At 75.2% G+C, this 21125-nt stretch carries 21 protein-coding genes and 1 tRNA gene; 9 read left to right on the top strand and 13 right to left on the bottom strand.

Features of this window, described 5'->3' with window-relative positions; translation table 11 throughout:
- Positions 1–59: 59 nt before the first annotated feature.
- Both hxlA and hxlB read right to left on the bottom strand, forming a co-directional pair.
- Positions 60–683: a 3-hexulose-6-phosphate synthase gene (gene hxlA / locus ACMT9T_RS04555; RefSeq protein WP_012037809.1), complete on the bottom strand. Its 624-nt coding sequence runs from the start codon at positions 681–683 to the stop codon at positions 60–62.
- A gap of 59 nt (positions 684–742) precedes the next feature.
- Positions 743–1354: a 6-phospho-3-hexuloisomerase gene (gene hxlB / locus ACMT9T_RS04550; protein ID WP_414744435.1), complete on the bottom strand. Its 612-nt coding sequence runs from the start codon at positions 1352–1354 to the stop codon at positions 743–745.
- A gap of 121 nt (positions 1355–1475) precedes the next feature.
- Between hxlB and ACMT9T_RS04545 the strand changes: the two genes are divergently transcribed.
- The 3 genes from ACMT9T_RS04545 (at position 1476) to ACMT9T_RS04535 (ending at position 6559) form a co-directional block, all read left to right on the top strand.
- Entirely contained in the window at positions 1476–2795 is a 1320-nt protein-coding gene (locus tag ACMT9T_RS04545) for a LuxR C-terminal-related transcriptional regulator (RefSeq protein WP_414744434.1), read from the top strand.
- 100 nt (positions 2796–2895) lie between these two features.
- Positions 2896–5043: a bifunctional metallophosphatase/5'-nucleotidase gene (locus ACMT9T_RS04540; protein ID WP_414744433.1), complete on the top strand. Its 2148-nt coding sequence runs from the start codon at positions 2896–2898 to the stop codon at positions 5041–5043.
- Between the two features lie 88 nt (positions 5044–5131).
- A complete protein-coding gene (locus tag ACMT9T_RS04535; protein WP_414744432.1) occupies positions 5132–6559 on the top strand; it encodes an amidase in 1428 nt (475 codons plus the stop codon).
- 28 nt (positions 6560–6587) lie between these two features.
- Here the strand turns inward: ACMT9T_RS04535 and ACMT9T_RS04530 are convergent, their stop codons facing one another.
- Positions 6588–7325: a TSUP family transporter gene (locus ACMT9T_RS04530; protein WP_414744431.1), complete on the bottom strand. Its 738-nt coding sequence runs from the start codon at positions 7323–7325 to the stop codon at positions 6588–6590.
- A gap of 131 nt (positions 7326–7456) precedes the next feature.
- Here ACMT9T_RS04530 and ACMT9T_RS04525 point away from each other — a divergent pair, with 131 nt between their 5' ends.
- Together ACMT9T_RS04525 and ACMT9T_RS04520 are read left to right on the top strand one after the other, a co-directional pair.
- Positions 7457–8416, top strand: coding sequence for a siderophore-interacting protein (locus ACMT9T_RS04525; protein WP_414745858.1), 960 nt, complete (start codon positions 7457–7459; stop codon positions 8414–8416).
- A gap of 2 nt (positions 8417–8418) precedes the next feature.
- Positions 8419–8823, top strand: coding sequence for an SIP domain-containing protein (locus ACMT9T_RS04520; RefSeq protein ID WP_414744430.1), 405 nt, complete (start codon positions 8419–8421; stop codon positions 8821–8823).
- 36 nt (positions 8824–8859) lie between these two features.
- On the opposite strand, the gene ACMT9T_RS04515 is transcribed toward ACMT9T_RS04520, so the two are convergent.
- The 10 genes from ACMT9T_RS04515 to ACMT9T_RS04470 form a co-directional block, all read right to left on the bottom strand.
- Positions 8860–9738 carry an SDR family NAD(P)-dependent oxidoreductase gene (locus tag ACMT9T_RS04515; RefSeq protein ID WP_414744429.1) on the bottom strand — a complete coding sequence of 293 codons (879 nt, stop codon included), beginning with the start codon at positions 9736–9738 and terminating at the stop codon, positions 8860–8862.
- The gene (locus ACMT9T_RS04510; RefSeq protein WP_414744428.1) at positions 9735–10127 is read right to left on the bottom strand and encodes a Fe-S oxidoreductase; all 393 of its coding nucleotides are present in this window, start codon (positions 10125–10127) and stop codon (positions 9735–9737) included. The genes ACMT9T_RS04515 and ACMT9T_RS04510 overlap by 4 nt, the downstream gene beginning before the upstream one ends.
- Positions 10124–11557 carry a dihydrolipoyl dehydrogenase family protein gene (locus ACMT9T_RS04505; RefSeq protein ID WP_414744427.1) on the bottom strand — a complete coding sequence of 478 codons (1434 nt, stop codon included), beginning with the start codon at positions 11555–11557 and terminating at the stop codon, positions 10124–10126. Before ACMT9T_RS04505 ends, ACMT9T_RS04510 begins: the two co-directional genes overlap by 4 nt.
- 56 nt (positions 11558–11613) lie before the next feature.
- Positions 11614–12474 carry a crotonase/enoyl-CoA hydratase family protein gene (locus ACMT9T_RS04500; protein WP_414744426.1) on the bottom strand — a complete coding sequence of 287 codons (861 nt, stop codon included), beginning with the start codon at positions 12472–12474 and terminating at the stop codon, positions 11614–11616.
- A 103-nt stretch (positions 12475–12577) separates the two neighbouring features.
- Positions 12578–13420: an arginase family protein gene (locus ACMT9T_RS04495; protein WP_414744425.1), complete on the bottom strand. Its 843-nt coding sequence runs from the start codon at positions 13418–13420 to the stop codon at positions 12578–12580.
- Positions 13421–13510: 90 nt separating this feature from the next.
- Positions 13511–14161 (bottom strand): NADPH-dependent F420 reductase, encoded by a 651-nt coding sequence (locus ACMT9T_RS04490; protein WP_414744424.1) that lies wholly within the window; start codon positions 14159–14161, stop codon positions 13511–13513.
- A gap of 93 nt (positions 14162–14254) precedes the next feature.
- Positions 14255–14998, bottom strand: a complete 744-nt coding sequence (locus tag ACMT9T_RS04485) for a PspA/IM30 family protein (protein ID WP_063072875.1) — start codon at positions 14996–14998, stop codon at positions 14255–14257.
- Between the two features lie 114 nt (positions 14999–15112).
- The gene (locus tag ACMT9T_RS04480; protein ID WP_414744423.1) at positions 15113–17155 is read right to left on the bottom strand and encodes a TPM domain-containing protein; all 2043 of its coding nucleotides are present in this window, start codon (positions 17153–17155) and stop codon (positions 15113–15115) included.
- 88 nt (positions 17156–17243) lie between these two features.
- Positions 17244–17669, bottom strand: a complete 426-nt coding sequence (locus tag ACMT9T_RS04475) for a 2'-5' RNA ligase family protein (RefSeq protein ID WP_489672268.1) — start codon at positions 17667–17669, stop codon at positions 17244–17246.
- Between the two features lie 128 nt (positions 17670–17797).
- Entirely contained in the window at positions 17798–18040 is a 243-nt protein-coding gene (locus ACMT9T_RS04470; protein ID WP_414744422.1) for an antitoxin, read from the bottom strand.
- Positions 18041–18247: 207 nt separating this feature from the next.
- Here ACMT9T_RS04470 and ACMT9T_RS04465 point away from each other — a divergent pair.
- From ACMT9T_RS04465 to ACMT9T_RS04450, 4 genes are all read left to right on the top strand, one after another.
- Positions 18248–18319, top strand: a tRNA-Arg gene (locus ACMT9T_RS04465).
- 376 nt (positions 18320–18695) lie between these two features.
- On the top strand, positions 18696–19388 hold the full coding sequence (locus tag ACMT9T_RS04460; RefSeq protein ID WP_414744421.1) for a pyridoxine/pyridoxamine 5'-phosphate oxidase: 693 nt from the start codon (positions 18696–18698) through the stop codon (positions 19386–19388).
- 94 nt (positions 19389–19482) lie between these two features.
- Positions 19483–20253, top strand: a complete 771-nt coding sequence (locus ACMT9T_RS04455; RefSeq protein WP_414744420.1) for a gamma-glutamyl-gamma-aminobutyrate hydrolase family protein — start codon at positions 19483–19485, stop codon at positions 20251–20253.
- A 71-nt stretch (positions 20254–20324) separates the two neighbouring features.
- Positions 20325–21119, top strand: a complete 795-nt coding sequence (locus ACMT9T_RS04450; protein WP_414744419.1) for a transglutaminase-like domain-containing protein — start codon at positions 20325–20327, stop codon at positions 21117–21119.
- Positions 21120–21125 lie beyond the last annotated feature (6 nt).

Here is a 21125-nt window from a genome sequence, read left to right as displayed (position 1 = left end):
CACGAGCGCCGCGCGCCCGTCCGGAGACGGGTGCGCGGCGCTCGGGTGAGGCGGGTGGATCAGCGGATGGCGGCCCGCAGCTCGGCGGCGGCCGCGGCCGGGTCGTCGGCCGAGTAGATCGCGCCGCCCGCGACGGCGACCACGGCACCCGCGTCCTGCACGTCGCCGATGGTCCCGGGCTTCACGCCGCCCGCGACGGAAAACGCGACGCCGGACGCCTTGCCGGCCTCGAGCAGGTCGCCGAACGTGTAGCCGTCCTCCGCCTGCTCGTCGAGGCCCGCGTGCATCTCCACGAACTCGGCACCGAGCTCGGTGACCTCCTTCGCGCGCTTGGCCTTGTCGGGGACGCCGATGAGGTCGACGACGATGCCCTTGCCGTGCTTCTTCGCGGCCTTGACGGCGCCCGCGATGGTGCTGTCACCCGCGACGCCGAGGACGGTGACGAGGTCGGCGCCCGCCGAGAACGCGATGTCGGCCTCGAGCTCGCCGGCGTCCATCGTCTTGAGGTCGGCGAAGACGATCTTGTCGGGGTGCGCCTCCTTGATCGCGGTGATCGCGGAGAGGCCCTCGGCCTTGATGAGCGGCGTGCCCAGCTCGATGATGTCGACGTGCGGCGCGGCCTTGCCGGCCAGCTCGAGCGCGTCCTTCGTCGTGAGCACGTCCATGGCTACCTGGAGCTTCATGCGGTTCCTCTTCCTGTCGTGATGCGTGTCGTGGTGGTGGGGGATCGGGTGACCGACGGTCACTCGAGGTTCGCGTGGCGCGGCCACAGCTCGTCGGCCGAGAGGCCGGACGCCTGCCACAGCGCGTGGAAGACGGCGTCGCCGACCAGCGCGACGGAGAGCTCGAAGAGCCCGCCCGCGTACTGCGCCGAGACGGTGCCGCCGTGGTCCTGCTTGGCGGCCGCGGGGATCAGCACGGTGACGTCCGCGAGGTCGGCGAGCGGCGAGTCGTCGGCCGTCGTCAGCGCGACGATGCGGGCGCCCACGTCGTGCGCGGTCTGCGCGGCGCTGACGATGCCGGCGGTGGTGCCGGATCCGCTCGCGACCAGGAGGACGTCGCCCTCCTCGATCGCGGGCGACGTGGCCTCGCCGACGACGTGCGCGTCGAGCCCGAGGTGCATGAACCGCATCGCGGTCATGCGGAGGGCGAGGCCGGAGCGGCCGGCGCCGAGGGCGAAGACGCGGCGGCCGTCGCGGATCACGCGGGCGGCCTCGTCGAGGCGCACCGCGAGGTCCGGTTCGGTGAGCGCGCGGGCGACGCGGGCGTTCTCGTCGGAGATGAGCGTGAGGGCCGCGGCGACGTCGACGGGGGCGTCGCCGGTCGGGCGGGGGTCGGGCGTCGTGTTCGTCATCCCCTCCATGGTGGTCTCGTCCGCCTCTCCGCGCTGCCCACCCGACGGGTGGATCCGCCTACCCGTCCGAGCAGGTGCCGCCGGTCGTGACCGCGCTTCCGGGTGGGCGTACGGTGGCGGGATGCCGTCCCGGACCCACCCCGCCTCGCCTGCCGCCCGTCCCGCCCGTCCCGCCGTCCCGCCCGCCGCCGACGCGGTCGCCCTGCTCGACGGCCTGCACGACGCGCTCGCCGCCCCGCTGCAGGAGGTCGCCGGTGCGCTGTCGGCGCTGCTGCAGCCCGTGGTCGCGCACCGCGCGCTCGTGATCTTCACGGAGGACTGCACGGGCCGCCCGCGCAAGAAGGCGGGCGAGGCGGAGGTGGTGGAGAACGTGACCATCGCCGAGCTCGACCGGATCCTCGCGAGCCTCGCCGACGGCGCGGACGACGGCTCCGCCTGGGCCGTCGAGCACCCGGTCGGCGGGCGCCCGCGCACGGTGGCGGCGTGGCGCGCGGACACGGGCGCCCTCCTCGTCCTGGTGGATCCGGTCGCCGCGCACGACGACGTGCACGCCGCCCGCGAGCTGGTGCGTGCCCTGTGGCGGAGCGTCGCCCACGGGATCCGGCAGCAGGTCGCCGCCGCCCCGCCCGCCTACCTCGCGGAGGCCCGCGCCGTCTCCTCGGAGCGCGCCCGCGTCGTCGCGGAGCTCGGCGACGCGCACGCCACCACGCTCGAGTCGCTGCTCGCCGTGCTGCGCTCCTCGCGCACGGGCGACGCGGCCGCCCGCCAGACCGCGGCCGACCTCGCGACCAACGCCATGGTCGAGCTGCGCGCCGCGAGCGACCGCGACCGCTCGCTCGGCGAGGAGCCCGTCGCGCGCGCCTTCGCCCGGCTCCGCGACGACCTCCGCCCGCTCGTGCGCTTCCGCGACCTCGACGTGCAGTTCGTCGAGCCGCCCGTGGACGGCCGCGCGCTCCCCGGCGAGGTCGCGCACGCGGGCCGCGCCATCGTCCGCGGCGCCGTGCTCGCGCTCGTGGAGGAGCCGGACGTGACGCGCGTGCGGATCCAGTGGGACTGCGACGGCAGCAACCTGCTCGTCGGGATCCGCGACGACGGCGCCGGATCCACGACCGCCGACCTCGACGCGCTCCGCCGCCTCACCGACCGCGTCGCCGCGCTCGACGGCACGCTCGACGTGACGGCGACGCCGGGCTGGGGATCCGAGATCGCCGTCCGCCTGCCGCTCGACGCACCCGCCGCCGGCCTCGACGCCGCGGGGGAGGCCGGCCTCAGCGGGCGGGAGCGCGAGGTGCTCGCGCTCGTGGCGGGCGGATCCCGCAACCGCGCCATCGCGACCTCGCTCGGGATCAGCGAGAACACCGTGAAGTTCCACGTCGCCAACCTGCTGCGGAAGATGGGCGCGTCGACCCGGGCGGAGCTCGCGGGGCTCGTGCGGGGCTGAGGCGCGGCGGCGCGCAGCGGGCGCGGGAGTTAACCCCATGGAAACCTCAGATACGTAAGGTATTGAGCACCGCCGCCCGCCCGAACGAGGATGTCCCCGCATGCGCCCTGCCCCCACCCGCCGCCCGTCCGGAGCCGCGCGCTCCGGCGCCCTCGCCCTCGTGGCGGGCCTCTCCGCCACCGCGGTCCTCGGCCTCGGCGCCGCCCCCGCGTCCGCCGCCGAGGGGGACGTCGCGATCGACGTCTACTCGATCAACGACTTCCACGGCCGTCTGGAGACCACGTCGTCCACCGCGGGCGCCGCCGTCATCTCCGGCGCGTTCCAGCAGGCGAAGGCCGAGAACCCGAACAGCACGCTGATCTCCGCGGGCGACAACATCGGGGCGTCCACCTTCACGTCGCTGTCGCAGCAGGACGAGCCGACGCTCGACGCGCTGAACGCCATGGGCGTCTCCGTCTCCACCCTCGGCAACCACGAGTTCGACCAGGGCCGCGACGACGTGGACGGCCGCGTCACGGACCACTCGGACTTCCCCTACATCTCGGCGAACCTGTACGAGAAGGGCACGAAGGAGCACGCCTACGCGGCGTACGACGTGCAGGACATCGGCGGCGTCCGCGTCGCGTTCGTCGGCGCGACCACCGAGTCGCTGCCCGAGCTCGTGAGCCCCGCCGGCCTCGCCACCCTCGACGTCGGCAGCGTCGTGGACGCCTCCACCGCGACCGCCCGCGCCCTCCGCGACGGCGACGACGCCAACGGGGAGGCCGACGTGGTCGTGCTCGTCGTGCACGAGGGCGCGTCCACCTCGGACGAGTCCTCGCTCACCGACGACTCGGTCTTCGGCCGCATCGTCACGGGAGTGCAGCAGGACGTCGACGCCGTGATCTCGGGCCACACCCACCTCGGCTACGACTACGAGCTTCCCGTCGCGGGCCGCGACCTGCCGCTGCCCGTGCTGCAGACCGGCAGCTACGGCACGAACCTCGGGCACCTGGCGCTCACGGTGGATCCCGCCACGAAGTCCCTCACGTCCATCTCCTCCGAGCTCGTCTCGCTCCTCACCGCGGACGGGAAGCCGGCGTTCCCGGCGGATCCCGCGGTGCAGCGCATCGTCGACGACGCGGTCGCGAAGGCCGAGGTCATCGGCAGCCGCACGGTCGGCGAGATCACGGGCGACATCACGCGCGCCCGCCAGACGGACGGCTCCGAGAACCGCGGCGGCGAGTCCACCATCGGCAACCTCGTCGCCGACGCGCAGCTCTGGGCGACGCAGGCGGACCTCGGCACGGAGATCGCGTTCATGAACCCGGGCGGCGTCCGCCAGGACCTCTCTGTCGCGTCCTCGGGCGCCGGTGACGCGGAGGGCGAGGTGACCTACAAGGAGGCCGCCATCGTGCAGCCGTTCGCCAACACGCTCACCACCGCGAAGATCACGGGCGCGGGGATCAAGGCGGTGCTGGAGCAGCAGTGGCAGCCCGAGGGGTCGTCGCGTCCGTTCCTCAAGCTCGGCCTCTCGCGCGACCTCACCTACACGTACGACCCGACGGCCGCGCGCGGCGAGCGGATCACGGGCGTGTTCTTCCAGGGCGCGCCGGTGGATCCCGCGCGCGTCTTCACGATGGTCGCGAACAGCTTCCTCGCGGAGGGCGGCGACAACTTCACCGAGCTCGGCAACACGACCGAGCAGAGCGACTCGGGCCGCGTGGACCTCACGGCCTTCGTCGACTACATCACCGAGTTCTCGCCCGTCGAGGCCGACTCGGCGACGCGCTCCATCGGCGTCGTCGACACGACGGGCGCGGCTCCTCGCGCCGGCCAGGAGCGCACGTACGAGCTGTCGTCGCTCCTCGTCTCGAACGCGCCCGTGCAGGACACCGAGGTCGTGACGCTCGTCGACGGCGAGGAGGTCGCGCGCACGCCGATCGACCCGGCCGTGGTCGACACGACCGATGAGCAGGGCCGCGCGAGCGTCCGCTTCACGGTGCCGGCCGGCCTCGCTGCGGGATCCCACCAGCTCGCGTTCCTCCTGCCGAGCACGGGCGCCTCGGTGCTCTACGCGCTCGACACGCAGGCGGGATCGGTCGTCCCGTCCGGCACGGGCGTCGTGCCGGCACCCAGCACCGAGCCGACGCTCGCGGCGACCGGATCCGAGACGGGCCCCGTCCTCGGCACCTCGCTCGCGGCGCTCGCCCTGGGCCTCGCGCTCGTGGCCTTCCGCCGCCGCGCATCGGCTGCCCCGCGCCGCTGACGCGAGCGCGCCCGTGACGGACGGGGCGGGTGCCGGGACGACCGGCGCCCGCCCCGTCCGCGCGTCCGCCCCGGCCTACGCTGGAGCGGTGTTCGAACTCCACCACCTCAGCGCCCAGGACCAGTGGGACCAGCTCCAGCGCGGCGAGGTCACCCCGACCGAGCTCGTCGCCCACTACCTCGAGCGCATCGAGCGGCTGGATCCGGGCCTCGGCGCCTTCACGACCGTCACCGCCGACCGCGCCCTCGACCGCGCCCGCCACGTCGAGCGCGAGGTGCCCCGGACCGCGCCGCTCTGGGGCCTGCCCTTCGGCGACAAGGACCTCTCCGAGCGCGCCGGCGTCCGCACCACGTTCGGCTCGCGCCTCTTCCGCGACCACGTCTCCGAGCGCACCGACGCGATTCCGCAGGCGCTCGACGACGCGGGCGGCATCAGCCTCGGCAAGACGAGCGCGCCCGAGTTCGGCCTGCCGTCGTACACCGAGAGCCTCGTCGCGCCGCCCGCCCGCACGCCGTGGGACACGACGCGCGGCGCCGGCGGATCCAGCGGGGGAGCGGCCGTCGCCGTCGCCGCGGGCTTGCTGCCGTTCGCACCCGGATCCGACGGCGGCGGCTCCGTGCGCATCCCCGCGGCCGCGACCGGGCTCGTCGGCCTCAAGCCGTCGCGCGGCCTCGTGCCCGCGGGATCCGGCCAGGAGTCGCTCGCCGGCCTCGTCGTCCCCGGCCCGCTCGCGCGCAGCGTAGCCGACGCGGCCATGCTGCTCGACGCGATGATCGGCCGGGTCAACGGGCGCATCCCGCACCCCTTCACGCTGCGCGCGCCGGAGGACGCCGACGGCGACCTGCTCGGAGCGGCCGTGCGCGGCGAGGGCCGGTTCCAGATCGGTGTGATGACCACCACGCCGTGGGACGACGCCTACGAGATCGCCCTCGACCCGTCCGCGTCCGAGGCGCTGGCCGTGGCCGTGCGCGAGCTCGCCGCCGTCGGCCACGGCCTCGAGGACCTCGCGCTCCGGCCGGATCCGACCTACGCGCCCGCGTTCCGCACCATCTGGCAGGCGGGCGCCGCGGGGATCCCCGCCGAGGGCGACCAGCTCGACGTCCTCGAGCCGCTCACGCGCTGGCTGGTCGAGCGCGGCCGGGAGCTCAGCGCCCGCGACCTCGCCCGCGCGCTCGCGCAGCTCACGGCCTACGAGCGCAGCGTCATCGCGCAGTTCGCGCACGTCGACGCCGTGCTCACGCCCGCGCTCGCGCAGGAGCCGCGACCGGTCGGCTGGTACGACGCGGAGGACGGCGAGCGGAACTTCGCGCAGCAGGTGCGGTACACGCCGTACACGTCGTTCGCCAACGTCACCGGGCTCCCCGCGATCACGCTGCCCGTGCACCTCACCGACGACGGCCTGCCCATGGGCGTGCAGCTCATCGGGCGGCCGGGCGGGGAGGCGACGCTCCTCGCGATCGGGCGGCAGCTCGAGCGGCGCCTGCACTGGCAGCGGCGGCACCCGCCGCAGTGGTGACGCGCGACCGCGCCGTCGACGAGCCGCGCTAGACGAGCCCGCCGACGCCCTTGACGATCGCTGTCACCGCGCCGGCGAACGAGATCACCAGCACGGCCGCGCGGGCGCCCGGCGTCGGGATCCGCGGCGCGAGGAGCGTGCCCGCGCCGACGCCCGCGACGAGCGTCACGACGATGCCGATCCACGCGGCCGCGCCGAGGTCCGGCCAGCGGTCGGGCGCGAGCACGAGCTTCGTGATGAGTGACACGGCGCCCGTCGTGAGGAAGAACGGCTGCAGCGTGGCGGCGAACGGGCGCTGCTCCCACCGGCTCACGACCGCGTAGACGCTCACGCTCGGGCCGCCGATCCCCGCGGCCGCGTTCATCACGCCCGCCGAGAAGCCGAACCCGGCCATCACGCCCGGTCCGTCGATCACCCGGGTCGTCCGCCGCAGCGCGAGCGAGGTCGTGAGCGCCGCGACGAGCAGCACGCCGATCCCGATCTCGAGCGCCGGCTCCGGCAGCAGGTAGGCGAGGAGCGCGCCCGGCACGATGCCGACGATCGCGGGCCCCGCGAGCAGCAGGTAGCGCCGCCACTCCACGTCCCGCCGCACGGCCGAGAGCACGAGCGACGCCGAGAGCACGCTGCAGAGGTTCACGATCATCACCCCGTCGAAGGGCCCGAGCAGGATCACGAGGACCGGCGCTACCACGAGCGCGAAGCCGAGGCCCGTGACCCGCTGCGCCACCGCGCCCACGAAGACGGCGACGAGGACGGGGGCGATCACCCTGACATCCTCCCGTGGATCCCTCCCGGGATCGGTCGCCCACCCTCGACCGCTGAGGTAAGGCATGCCATACTTAGGCTGTGCTTACCTCCACCGCGACCCTCGCCAGCAGCACCGCCGCCGTGGATCCCGTGGTCGAGGAGCAACCCGCGGTCGAGGTCGTCGCCGAGGCCGAGCGCCCCGCCTACCGGCCGTTCGCCGCCCGGGTCGCGCGAACGGAGCGCGTGAGCCCCACGTTCCTCCGGATCACGTTCCAGAGCGACGACCTGCGGGACTTCGGCGACGAGTGCCTCGACCAGCGCATCAAGCTGCTGCTGCCCGTCGCCGAGCACGGACTGCCGGACCTCTCGGGCGTCGGCGGCGACGACTGGTTCGCCTGGTGGCGCGCGCTGCCCGACGCCGAGCGCAACCCGCTCCGCACCTACACGTCCCGCGCCGTCCGCCGCGACCTCGGCGAGGTCGACGTCGACTTCGCCCTCCACGGCGACATGGGCCCCGCCTCCCGCTGGGCCGGCACCGCCGCGGTGGGCGACCCCATGGTCCTCATCGGCCCCGACGCCCTGAGCCCCGCCCGCGGCCTCGGCATCGAGTGGCACCCGGGCGCCGCGCGTTCGCTGCTCCTCGCGGGCGACGAGACGGCCGCCCCCGCCATCTGCAACATCCTCTCCTCCCTGCCGGACGACGCCGTGGGCTGCGCCTTCATCGAGGTGCCCGTCACGGGCGACCGCCTCGAGGTGCGCGTGCCGAAGGGCGTCAACCTCACCTGGCTGCCGCGCGACGGCCGGCCGAACGGATCCCGCCTCGAGGAGGCCGTGCGCCACTGGGTGGACTGCCACGTGAAGGTCGGCGCCATCGCCGCCCCCGAGGTCGCGCTCGCGGATGACGCGCAGCCGCTCGCCGAGGACGACGCCGACGGCATCGTCTGGGACGCGCCCGTCGTCCACGAGGGCTCGACGCTCTACGCGTGGCTCGCGGGGGAGTCCGGCTGCATCAAGGCCCTGCGCCGCTTCCTCGTGCGCGACACCGGGATCGACCGCCGCCAGGTCGCCTTCATGGGCTACTGGCGCCGCGGCGCGGCCGAGGGCTCCTGACGATGGCCGGAGCCACCCGCTCGCGCACCGCGAAGGGCACGAAGCGCCAGGTGCTGCTCGTCACCGACGAGACCGGCCTCGCCGAGACGCAGGCCGCGCTCGCGGTGCTGCCGATGTGCACGCGCGGCAGCGTCTTCGTCGAGGTGCCGGACGCGTCCGTCGAGGTCGCGCTCACGCACCCGCCGCGCATGGTCGTCACGGTCATCGCGCGCGACGGCCGCGGGGTCGACGGCGCGCCCGCCGCTCCCATGACCGCGGTCGCGCGCGCGGTCGGCGCCTGGGCCAGCGAGATGATGGTGTTCACCGCGCCGATCTCCGACGAGCACCCGGTCACCGAGGTCAGCGTGCTGCTCGGCGGCCACGTCGGCGGCCACGACGACCTGCTGCACCTGCTCGCGACGCGCTGACGCGGATCCGCCGCCCGCGGTGCGCCGCGGGGCGTCTCAGCGCGGCAGGCGCTCGTCCGTGCCCGCCGCCAGCTCCAGCGCCGCCCACAGGTCCCGGCCGACCTGCCGGTCCGCCGCCTGCGCCGTCGTCTTCCCGTCGGGCGTGAGCTGGTCGAAGTAGGTGCCGTTCGGCGCGGCCAGGTCGGGCACCGACGCGAGCTGCACGAGCGGCACCGCTCCCGCCTCCGCGGAGATGCCGTAGGCGCCCATCGAGAGCGCGAGCACGGCCTTCATGACCGTGCTGTCGGATCCGAACGAGGTGCGCACGAGCCCCGGGTGGAAGGCGACCGCCTCGATGCCGCGCGGGCCGATGCGCTCGGCCAGCGTGCGCATCATCAGGATCATCATCGCCTTCGACGTGCCGTAGGCCTGCCAGCCGCCGAGCCAGGGGCGCTTCCGCCAGTCGAGGTCGTCGAGTCGCACGCGACCCCAGAGGTTCGCGCGGCTCGCGGTGCCGATGACGCGCACCGGGGTCTCGTCGGCGCCGAGCGCGGCCTGCGTCTCCTCGAGCCGGGGGAGCAGCAGGCGCGTGAGGAGGAAGGGCGCGAGGACGTTGCGCTGGAACGTCGTCTCGTGGCCGTCGACCGTGGTGGTGCGGCGCGGCACGAGGCTCCCGGCGTTGAGGGCCAGCACGTGGATCCGCGGGCACGTCTCGAGGAGCGTCGCCGCCAGGGCGCGCACCTCCGAGAGCCGGTCCATGTCGGCGACCACGTGCCGCGCGCCCAGCTCCGCCGCGATGCCGCGCGTGCGCTCCGGGTCACGGCCCACGACGACGACGTCAGCCCCGCGCGCGTGCAGCTCCCGGGCGGCGATGCGGCCGATGCCGGAGCTCGCCCCGGTGATCACGACGGTGCGGCCGTCGAGCGGACCGGTCACCGGTAGCCGCCCTTCTCGAGGCCGGCCTCGATCTCGAAGCGGTTGCGCAGCGGATCCCGCCCCGCCCAGGCGTAGAGCAGCGGCATGAGGAGCCCGTAGCGCCGCCACTGGACGACGTGCACGGCCTCGTGCTCGAGCACCGCGGGCCCGGCGTTGTCGCGCGTGAGGTACACACGGCCCACGCACGTGCCGCCGCGACCGAAGACCCAGGACGGCAGTCCGGTGAGGACGATGAGGTCGCCGTGCCGGCGCACCTCGCCCGTGCTGAGCGGCAGGCCGATCGTGAGCGCGACGGCGGTCGCGACGCCGCTCCCGGCGCGCGAGACGGGGGAGTCCAGCAGCACGCCGCGCACGGCGCCCGCCACGGCGCCGATGCCGGCCCGGATCACGCGGTCGGCCGGCCGTACGTCTCGAGCAGGCGCAGCCACACCTCGCTGATGGTGGGGTACGACGGCACCGCGTGCCAGAGGCGCGTCAGCGGCACCTCGCCGACCACCGCGATGGTGGCGGAGTGCAGGAGCTCGGCGACGTCCGGGCCCACGAAGGTGGCGCCGACGATCACGCCGCGGTCCTCGTCCACGACCATGCGGGCCTGGCCCGCGTAGCCGTCGGCGTGCAGGCTCGAGCCCGCGACGGATCCGAGGTCGTAGTCGACGACGCGCGTGCGGATCCCGGCGTCCTCCGCCGCCTTCGCGGTGAGGCCGACGCTCGCGACCTCCGGGTCGGTGAAGGTGACCTGCGGGACGGCCCGGTGGTCGGCCGTGGCGACGTGGACGCCCCACGGGGACTCGTCGACCGTGCCGCCGGTCGCGCGCGCGGCGATGACCTCGCCCGCGGCGCGCGCCTGGTACTTGCCCTGGTGGGTGAGGAGCGCGCGGTGGTTGACGTCGCCGACGGCGTACAGCCACGGCGTCTCGGCGTTGACCTCGCCCGTGACGAGCAGCGTGTCGTCCACGTCGAGGTAGGCGCCGGCCTCGAGGCCCACGGTGTCGAGGCCCAGGTCCTCGGTGCGCGGGGTGCGGCCGGTGGCGACGAGGACCTCGGCGGCCGTGACGGTGGATCCGTCGGACAGCTCCACGGTGACCTCGTCGCCGTCGCGGGTGACGCGGGAGGGCGACGCGCCGAGGCGCACGTCGACGCCCATCCCGCGGAGGCCGTCGGCGACGAGCTCGCCCGCGAAGGGCTCCTGCCCGCCGAGCAGGCCGCTGCGCGCGACGATGGTGACCGCGCTGCCGAGCGACGCGTACGCGGTGGCCATCTCGGCCGCGACGACGCCGCCGCCGATGACGACGAGCGACGCCGGCACGATCTCGGCGCTGGTGGCCTCGCGGCTCGTCCAGGGCTGGGCCTCGGCGAGGCCCGGGATGTCGGGGAGGAGCGCTGCGGTGCCCGTGGAGACGGCGACCGCGTGCGTCGCCTCGTGCTCGACGACGGATCCGTCGGGTGCGGTGACCGTGACGCGGCGCGGCCCCGAGATGCGCCCGTGGCCGCGCGCGAGGTCGATGCCGATGCCCTCGAGCCAGCTCACCTGCCCCTCGTCGGACCAGGAGCTGGTGAAGGAGTCGCGGCGCTTGAGCACCGCGGCGACGTCGAGGTCGCCCGTGACGGCCTCCTTCGATCCGGCGACGGCGCGCGCCGCGCGGAGGGCGCTGCCGGAGCGGAGCAGCGCCTTGCTGGGCATGCACGCCCAGTAGGAGCACTCGCCCCCGACGAGCTCGGACTCGACGACGAGCACGCTGAGCCCACCCTGCTTCGCACGGTCGGCGACGTTCTCGCCGACGGGGCCGGCACCGATGACGATGAGGTCGTAGGAGGTCATGGTCCCGACCCTACTCGCGGCCTCCGTCATGCCAGCGGGGCGCGTCGGGGAGCGGATCAGCGGCCGACGAACTCCGCGGGGGAGCGGTTCGCGGCGGCCTGCATGCCGCGCGCCGCGTCCTCGGATCCGGCCAGCCGCACGAGCTCGGCGGGGAGCGCGGCGGCCGCCGCCTCGTGCCCGTCGCGGAGGGCGGCGCGCGCGTTCCGGAGCGTCGCCTGCACGGCGAGCGGGGCCTGCGCCGCGATGCGCTCGGCGATCCCGACGGCCGCCTCCAGCTGCTCGCCGTCGGGCACGACGAGCTGCACGATCCTCATGCGCCGCGCCTCCTCCGCGTCGAAGGGGTCGCCCGTGAGCATCCACCGCATCGCGTCGCCCCAGCCCGCGACGGCCGGGAAGCGCAGGGTCGCGCCGCCGAAGGGCAGGATCCCGCGCGCCACCTCGATCTGCCCGAACCGCGTGCCGGCCGCCGCCACCACGACATCGCTCGCGAGCGCCAGCTCGATCCCGAGCGTGAGGCACGTGCCCTGCACCGCGAGCACCACGGGCTTGCCCGCACCCGCGTCGGCGATCCGCCACGGGTCGACGCCGTCGTCCGGCACCGTGTCGAGGCCGCCGCCGGGACCCCGGCCGATGTGGGGCGCGACGTCGGCGAGATCCAGCCCGCCCGTGAAGTGGTCGCCGATCGCGTGCACGACGCCGACCCGCAGCTCCGGGTCGCGCGCGAGCAGGCCGTAGGCGCTCGCCAGCTCGCGGAGCATCCGCATGTCGGCGGCGTTCCGCTTGGCGGGCCGGTCGAGCCCGATGAGCAGCAGGTGCCCGCGGCGCTCGACGCGCACGCGGGGCGCCTCGTCGGCCGGGGCGGCGGGCTCGGGGGCGCCGTGCTCGGGGGTGGATGCGGTGCGGGCGTCGTCGCTCACGGCGGTCTCCTTCGATCGTCCGTCCCAGCCTCGCAGGGCCGGGCGCGCGGCGCGACCTCTCGTCGGGACGCGGGTCGGGCGGGCGAGGGGAGCGACCCGGGGATCAGACCGGCCCGGTCAGCGCCCCGATGATGCGCAGGATGGCGCCCATGTCGTCGACGGCCGCCGCGGGGGAGGAGGGCGCGAACTCGGTGACGCCCGCGCCCGCGAGCCCGAACGCCCGGCGCAGCGCCTTGATCGACTCGGTGAGGGTCGGCACCTCGAGCCCGAACGGCTCCGGGTACCCCACGCCCGACATCGCGCCCGGGTCGAGCACGTCGAGGTCGACGTGGACGTAGACGTCCGTGGCGCCGGTCGCGGCCACCGCGGCGACGAGCGCCTCCGGGGTGATCGCGTCGACGCCGAGGTGCGCGATGCCGCGCGATGCCACGAGGTCGGACTCGGCGTCGTCGAGCGCGCGCACCCCGGCGAGCACCACGCGGTCGGCGGTGACCGTGCCGACGGGCAGCTCGAGCCCGTCGACGCCCTCGCCGAGGACGGCCCGCAGCACCATGCCGTGGAAGGCGCCGGACGGCGAGCTGTCGGCGGAGTTGAGGTCGGCGTGCGCGTCGAGCCAGACGACCGCGAGGCCGGGGTGCGCGCGGGCCGCGTGGTCGATGGACGCGAGCTCCACGCCGCAGTCGCCGCCGACGGTGACGAGCGGGCCGGACGCGGAGGCCGACGCCGCCTGGAGCGCGGCCGCCTGGCGGGTGCGCACCGCGAGCAGCGAGGCGTAGCGGTCGATCCCGGTGCCGAGCGACTCGCCCGCCTCGACGGGCACCTCGACGACGCGCGTGGCCGACGCGGGGAGATCGCCGCGGATCGCCTCCGCCCCGTCCGCGAGCCTCATGGCGCGGGACGAGCCCGAGCCCTGCCATTGGGGGACGACGACGAAGGAGGCGGGCACACCCCAGTATCCCGTGCGGCGCCGGACATGGCGATGCCCGCCCTCACCGTGGTAGCGGGAGGGCGGGCATCGTCGTGGGGAGGAGCGGAGCTACGCCATGTCGCGGTAGCGCTTCGCCTCGGCGAGCGCCGTGCGGAGGCCGTCGGCGTCGAGCTTCGGGCCGTAGCCGGGGGTGTCGCGCTGGATGCGCCAGCCCTCCGCGAGCGGCCCCGCGTCGACCGTGTCGTAGCCGAAGGCGTCGAGGATCGAGGCGACGGTCGCCTTCGCCTCGGCGTCGTCGCCCGCGATGACGAGCGCGCGGCGGCCCGGCGTGCCGGCCGGGGTGCCGTCGGTCGTGAGGTCGGCCGCGTAGATGTGGTTGAACGCCTTCACGACCTTCGACTCGGGCAGGTGCCGCTGCAGCATCTCCGCGGTGGTCGTGGTCTCGTCGTCGAGCTCGGCGATGTGGCCGTCGCGCTCGGGGTAGTAGTTGTCGGTGTCGATGACGACCTTGCCCGCGAGGGGCGCGACGGGGACGCTGTCGATGTTCTTCAGGGGGATCGTCACGACGACGATCTCGCCGGCCTCGGCCACCTCCTGGACGGTGGCGGCGCGCGCGTGCTCGCCGAGCTCGGCGATCAGGTCGGTGAGGGTCTCCGGGCCGCGCGAGTTCGCGATGACGACGTCGTGGCCGGTGGAGGTGAACAGGCGGGCGAGCTGGCTGCCGATGAGTCCGGCGCCGATGATTCCGATGTTGGTCATGGTGGGGGGAACCGGATCCACGGGGCCGCCATTCCCCGGCGGGACGACGACGGGCGCCGCCCCGGAGGACGGCGCCCGTGGATCGAGCGGGGGCTACTCGCCGGACGTGACCTGCTTCGGCGCGGATCCGCCGGACTTGAGCGCGGCGAGGCGCGCCTCGACCTCGGTCAGCTCGCCGAGGTCCTCGAGCTCCTCGAACTGCGCGTCGAGGCTGGAGGCCTGCAGCTCCTCGGCACCGCGCACGCGGGCCTCCTCGCGGCGGATCTTCTGCTCGAAGCGGCTCACCTCGCTGGTGGGATCCATGATGTCGATGCTCTTCATGGCGTCCTGCACCTGCGACTGCGCCTGCACGGTCTTCTGGCGGGCGTTGAGCTCGTCGCGCTTCGACGACAGCTGCTGGAGCTTGCCGCGCATGGTGTCGAGGCCCTGCTTGAGCTTCTCGACGACCTCGGTCTGCGACGCGATGGTGGGCTCGGCGCCCTTCGCCTCGCTCTCCGACTGCATCTGGCGCTGCAGCGCGACGCGGGCGAGCGCGTCGAACTTGTCGGCGTTCGGGGTGTTGCCGGAGTTCCGGTACTCGTCCGCCTTCTGGCTGGCGGCGAGGGCCTTGCGACCCCAGTCCTGCGCGGCCTGGACGTCCTCGCGGTGGTCCTCCTCGATCATGCGCAGGTTGCCGATGGTCTGGGCGACGGCGCTCTCGGCCTCGCGGATGCTCTCCGTGTAGTCGCGGACCATCTGGTCCAGCATGAGCTGCGGGTCCTCGGCCTGGTCGATGAGGTTGTTGATGTTGGCCTTCGCGAGCTGGGCGATGCGGCCGAGGATGGACTGCTTGGACATGGGTGCTGCTCCTTCTCGTCTGGTGCTTCGTCGGAATGGGTTGATCATGGGTCGCTCTCGTTCTCGTCGTCGTGCTGGTCGTGCGCGTGCCGGTGGTGCCCGTCCGGGTCGTCGCTAGAAGTCGCCGCCGCCGAAGCCGCCGCCTCCGCCGAAGTCGCCCCCGCCGAACCCGCCTCCGCCGCCGAAGCCGCCCCCGCTGAAGCCGCCGCCTCCGCCGCCACCCCAGCCGCCGCCTCCGCCGCCGCTCAGGAGGCCGCCGATGATGCCGCCCATGATCGCGCCGCCGAAGGCGTCGCCGCCCCCGCCGCGGCCGCCCATCATGCCGCCGCCGTAGCCGCCGTATCCGCCGCCCTGGTCGAGGTCGCGCTGCGCGGCCTCGATGGCCTGCGCGGAGTAGGAGGTCGCGGCCTGCGCCGCGGCGACGGCGCGCACCGGATCCCGGGGGGCCGCCTCGTGCGCGTCGTCGAGCGCGCGCTGGGCGTGGGCGAGCCGCGTGCGCGCCTCCTCGCCGACGCCGCCGCGACGCGTGGAGATGAAGTCGCGCGCCGTGGCGACCTGGCTCTCGGCGGTCGACAGCGCGCGCGGCAGGTAGCCGATCGCGCGCTGCACCTGCTCCTGCCGCTCCCGCACGGGCGCGAGCGCCTCGTCGAGCCGGGCCTCCGCCTCCTGCAGCAGCGTGACGCTCGTGAGCGGATCCGCGAGGCGGCCCTGCGCGGGCTTCGCGTCGGCGATGGCCTGCTCGGCGGCCTGCACCAGGCGCGTCAGCTCGGGCATGCGCCCGCCGCGCTGGGCCGCGCGGGCGTCCTGGATGTCGCTGCGGACGTCGGCGATCTCCTCCTGCACGCGCGAGGACGCGTGCTCGAGGTCGGAGGACACCCGGTCGACCGCGTCGAGGAGCGTGCCGGCCTGGCCGACGGCCTGCTGCGCGGCGCGGACCTTCACGGCGATCTCGCCCGTCGACGTCCGGTCGCCGGCGCGGATCGCCTCGGCCGCCTGCTGCGCGGTGTCGGTCGCGAAGGAGAGGAGCGAGCGGGCCTGGTCGACGTTGCCCGTGACGGTCGTCATCGACGGGCCGGCGTAGCGGCGACCGAGGAGGTCCACCGCCTCCTGCGTGCGCTCGATGCGGGTCTTCAGGGCCTCCGCGTCGGTGACGATGGCGGCGAGCGTCTGGGGCGCGTTCTTCTCCAGGGCACGCAGCTCCTCGAACGACTCGGCCTGCGCGTCGAGCTCGGCCCGCGCCTCCTCGCACAGGTCGACGATGCGGGCGGCCCAGGTGCGGCGCTCCTCGTCGGTGTCCTCGATGGTGTCGTCGAGCTTCTGCTTCAGGGCGAACGCCTCGCGGACCTTGCCGCCCGCGGACGCGAGCACCTCGCGGTACGGGCCGACCGCGCCGGATCCGAACTCCGCCTCCGCGAAGCCGACCTCCTGCTCGCTGGTCTCCAGCGCGTCGTCGAGCTGCACGAGCATGCTGCCGGCGCGCTGCTCGGCGGTGCGCATCTCCTCCAGCACCGCCTGGCGTTTCGCCGCGACGGCCTTCCTCTTCTTCCGGCGGCCCACCAGGGTCGTCGCGACCGCGGCCACGAGGATCGCGCCCAGCACGAGGAGGAGCACGAGGCCGAAGTCGATGCCGGAGTCGTTGCCGGAGGCGGGAGTGGATCCGGTCCCGGTCTCGGCGACCGTGCCGGACTGCGTCACGGACTGGAGCCCCTGGGCGGCGTCGACGGCAGCGCCGGACCAGTCGTCCTGGCGGAGGCGAGGCGTCACGACCTGGTCCGTGAGCTGCGTCCGCTGCGCGATGGAGACGCTGTCCGGGACGCCCAGGGTGAACTGCCGCGCGTCGACCGCCACGGCGAGGATCGCGTCGTTCGAGCCCAGCCCGTTCGCGTCCTTCGTCGCCTGCCCCCAGGCCTCCTTGTTCGCGGCGCCGGTGAACGTGTCGACGTACGCCACGTGCAGCGTCACGCCCGTCTGATCCCGCAGCTGGTCGATGGCCTGCTGGACCTGCTGCTCCTCGCCGGACGACAGCACGTCGGCCTGGTCGAGGATCGTCGCCCCGCCGAAGTCGACGGGCGTCGTCGCCTGCGCCATGGAGGGGACCAGGGCCCCGGCCAGGCCGAGCGCGAGCGCGGCCCCCAGCAATCTCGCGGACCGCGGCATGCGACTCCTCCGTCGTCTCAAGGTCGTGCTCCATCCAGGCTAGTGGCGCGGGTGCGTGCGGTGGCGGGGCGGATGCCGCCCGTCCGGGTCACACGAGCTCCGTGGTCGTGCGGTCGCGCGGGTCCCAGCGGCGGACCCCGGCGACCGGGGCGTCGAGCGGGTCGATGCGCCCGAGGGCGGTCACCGCGGCGCCCAGCTGCTCCGCCGTGAGCCGGAGCGCGAGCGAGACGTGCGGGGTCCACGAGCCGGGGCGGGTGTGCGGGACGACCTCGACGGCCTCCGCGTCCTCGTCCGGTCGGGCGGGGGCGGCGTCGACGGCCGCGTGGATCCGCCCGTGCAGCGCGAGCAGCGCCTCGTCCACCACGACCTGCCGCGCCAGCACGAGGCCGCGCGGCGGCACCCCGAAGACGACGAGCCCGCCGAGGCGGAGCGGCGGCAGGGGAGCGGACGCGGCGATCGCGCGCACGGCGTCGTCCGCGGATCCGCCGAGGGCCTCGGCCGCGAGCAGCGTCACGTGCGGGCGGTTGGTCGCGCCCGCGTGGTCGGCGACGCTCGGCAGGCCGGCGTCGGCGAGGGCGCGCCACGAAGCGCGGACCGCGGCGTCGGACGCCGCGTCCAGCGTGAGCTCGACGCTGCCGGCGCTCAGCGGCGGGGCGGTGTCGCGGGCGGCACGGGACCCTGGCCGCCGCGGCCGCCGTCGGGGCCGAGCTTGCGCAGCTGCTCGTCGGCGGCGTCGCGCGCCTTCTGGATCTTGTCGGCGTGCTTGCTGCCGGTGGCCTTGTCGGCGATGCCCGACACCTTGTCGATGGCGGTGCGGCCGACGTCCTGGCCCTTGGACGTGCGCAGGAAGCCGGTGGCGGCGGCGGCGATGCGGGACAGCTTCACGGGTGGTCTCCTCTTGAGGGGATCGGGTGGGCCGCCGTGCCCGGGCGGCGCGGCGGTCGTCCTGGTGACCATCCTGGCGGGTCGCGCCTGTGGTGGAGCGGGGAGTCTCCTCGGGAGAGGGAATCTCGTGCCGGCGCGGGTGTCGGCCGGCGGCGCGGCGGGCGTCCCGGCCGGTGCTACCCTGGATCCGCGCTCGCGCGCACCCTGGCCCCCATAGCTCAGGGGATAGAGCACTGCCCTCCGGAGGCAGGGGCGGAGGTTCGAATCCTCCTGGGGGCACACCTTCCCATATCCCGTGTTGGTGCGGCGAGAGGCCGGTCCCGTCCTCGGGGCCGGCCTCTCGTGCGTCCGGGTCCCGCGTCGTCGCCTCGACGCACGCACGCACGCATGCGAGCGGTGCGGAGGACGCGGGGATCACGCACGGCGGGGCCCGGGACGGGTCCCGGGCCCTCGCCGCGTGGTGCTGGGCCCAACTGGGGGAGCGGGCCTGGGGATGACGGTAGCGAAGGGCGGGCCCGACGACCACGTCCGCCGGTACTGGGAAAGTCCAGTGCCCCGCGACCAATCCGATCCCCCCGGGGTGTCGAAGGGGCACGGCCGGGGCTGGCGCGCGTCCACGCGGGGGCCGCGCGGCTCGTCGGCCTAGGCTCGGCGCATGGCAGACGACGACGACTCCACGCCCATCCGCGACCTCCTGAAGGGCGCGAAGCCGAAGCCCCACGAGTTCCCCGAGCTCGACCTCGAGCGGCTGCCCGAGGACCCCGTCGACCTCGTCATCGCGTGGATCCGCGATGCCGTCGCCCACGACGCGGCCGAGCCGAACGCGGTGGTCCTCGCCACCGCCGACGCGGACGGACGCCCGAGCGCGCGCACGCTCCTCCTCAAGGACGTGACGCCCACGGCCGACGACGAGCCGGGCGCGCTCTGGTTCTCCTCCCTCGCCGACAGCCCGAAGGGCCGCGACCTCGAGGCGAACCCGCGCGCCGCGCTCGTCGCGTACTGGCGGGAGCGCGGGCGGCAGATCCGCGCCACCGGGCCCGTCTTCCACGGCGACCGCGAGGTGAGCGAGCGCGACTTCCTGGCCCGCCACCCGGCGTCCCGCGCCGAGGTCATCGCGGGCGACCAGAGCGAGCCCATGCCGGACGCCGCGGAGCGCGACGCGCGGATCGCCCGGGCGCGCGAGGCCGTGGACGCGGATCCGCAGCTCGTCGCCGAGTCGTGGCGCGCCTACGTGCTCCAGCCGACCGTCGTCGAGTTCTGGCAGGCGACCGAGGACCACGGGCAGCTGCGGATCACGTACCGCTCGGGGGCCGACGGCTCCTGGTCGCACGCGCTCGTCTGGCCCTGACGCCGGGCGGCGCGACGCGCGTGCCGCGGCCCGTGTGTTGCGGCAGATGACACGGGGAGCGGGGGCGGCGCCGGCCAGGCCGCACACTGGATCCATGCCCGCCCCCCTCCGCCGCCTCGCCGTCGTGCAGGTGACCCGCTCCCGTCCCGAGGCCGCCGCGTACGACGCGCTGGTGCAGGGCCTCAACGCGCGCGTCGCGGAGGTCGCCGACCAGGCCGGCTGGCTGGTCGAGAACGTCGCCGCGGAGGACGAGGGCGTCGAGTCGCTCCTCGCCCGCACGCGCGACGCCGACGCGGTCGTCATCATGGGCGGCGAGGACGTCGCCCCGCGCTTCTACGGCGGACCGGCCGAGTACGAGGGCCGGTCGACGCACCGCGAGGTCGCCGACGCGGGCCAGATCGCGCTCGTGCGCCGCGCCGTCGCGGAGGGCACGCCGCTGCTCGGCATCTGCCGCGGCGCCCAGATCGTCAACGTCGCGCTCGGCGGCACCCTGCAGCAGCACATCGACGGCGTGGGGGAGCACCGGAACGACGCGACGGAGATCACGGCCGTCATGCGCGACCACGACGTGCGCGTCGCGGCGGGCAGCCGGCTCGCCCGCGTGCTCGGATCCACCGCGCTCACCGTGCGCAGCGCCCACCACCAGGCCGTCGACCGGCCCGGCGTGGGCCTGCGCGTCGTGGCCGTCGCGCCCGACGGCGTGCCGGAGGCGGTCGAGCACGAGACCGCGCCCGTCACGGGCGTGCAGTGGCACCCGGAGGACCCGGGCGCCGCGCGCGACCAGCTCCCCGCGCTGCTCGGCGCGCTCGCCGAGGCGTGCGCTCGCCGCGAGCCCGTCGACGCGACGCGGACCGCCGCCGCCTGATCCTGGCAGCGGCCGACCGGCCGTCCCGCATCGCACGCGCCCGTCCGCCGCGCGGATGCCACGATGGACGCATGCGCCGCGACGTCTCCTCCATGCTCGAGCTGCAGGTATCCGGCGAGAGCGAGATGGCCTTCGCGGTCGCCGTCGCGCGCGGCGCCGACATCGCCTCCGAGCACCTCGCCTTCGCCCTCGACGGCGCGCCCGTGACGGCGACCGAGGTGGTCGACCGGCACGACACCCGCCTGCACGTGCTCGACGTCGGCGCGGGCGTGCTCACGATGGAGTACCGCGCCACCGTCACGGGCCGCCGGGATCCCGCGCCCCTCGACGACGTCGACCTCTGGGTGTACCGCCGCCCGAGCCGCTACTGCGAGTCGGACACCCTCTTCCCCACGGCCCGCGGCGAGTTCCGCGGCCTCGACGGCCTGCCGCTCCTCGCCGCCGTGCGCGCGTTCGTCGCCGACTCGCTGCGGTACGCGCCCGGATCCAGCCTGCCGACCGACGGCGCCGTGCGGACGCTGCTCGCCCGCCGCGGCGTCTGCCGCGACTACGCGCACCTCGTCATCGCGATGCTGCGCGCGCTCGACGTGCCCGCGCGCCTCGCGGCCGTGTACGCGCCCGGCCTCAGCCCGATGGACTTCCACGCGGTGGCCGAGGCGTGGGTCGACGGCGCGTGGCACGTGGTCGACGCCACCGGCCTCGCGCCGCGGCAGAGCCTGCTGCGCATCTCCACGGGCCGCGACGCGTCCGACACCGCGTTCCTCACCAACACCCGGAGCCTCGTGACCATCTCGCGCATGGAGGTGCTCGCCACGGTCGACGAGCTGCCCGTCGATGACGGGACCGCGCCCGTCCGCCTGGGCTGACGCGCC

It is taken from the genome of Clavibacter vidaverae (assembly GCF_047529985.1).
GTDB lineage: Bacteria > Actinomycetota > Actinomycetes > Actinomycetales > Microbacteriaceae > Clavibacter > Clavibacter nebraskensis_A.
The sequence above is the reverse complement of the archived record's forward strand: the minus strand, read 5'-3'. Positions and strand labels throughout refer to the sequence as shown.